Origin of the sequence: Paraburkholderia sp. SIMBA_054 (assembly GCF_046534875.1) — a bacterium.
In the GTDB taxonomy this organism is placed as follows: domain Bacteria; phylum Pseudomonadota; class Gammaproteobacteria; order Burkholderiales; family Burkholderiaceae; genus Paraburkholderia; species Paraburkholderia hospita.
The window spans coordinates 1-365 of the sequence record NZ_JAWRXV010000352.1 but is presented as its reverse complement, the minus strand read 5'-3'; the positions used below and the strand labels follow the sequence as shown (position 1 = coordinate 365).

1 protein-coding gene is annotated in these 365 nt (G+C 36.7%); it reads right to left on the bottom strand.

Annotated elements, in window-relative coordinates:
• Window positions 1–348: ribonucleotide-diphosphate reductase subunit beta (locus SB822_RS55440; RefSeq protein WP_410858887.1), on the bottom strand; the 348-nt coding region annotated here is incomplete at its 3' end.
• Window positions 349–365: the final 17 nt, after the last annotated feature.

Below are 365 nucleotides of genomic sequence, written 5' to 3'. Positions count from 1 at the left end.
ACGAATGAACTTTTTCACATCACTTGATAGTCCTACTTGATCGTATACATCTTCTGTATAGTCGCATTCATTTTCATATAGAGCACTCAATAGATTGATTGTCCACTTATGTAATTCATCTTGTACATTGGCAGGTTGCTTATTATAAATCTCCTGAGCTAGCAGCCCGACATATACTCCATGAATAGCCTCATCTCTTAAAATTAAGTTGATAATTTCCCCTGATTGCATCAACTTACCTTGACCATAAAAGTAGAGTGGGTAATAAAAGCCGCTATAGAACAGAAAGCTTTCCAGCATCACTGATGCCACCATTCCCTTGTAAAGGGAAATGGGATCACCTTTCATAATATTTCTATATTCAG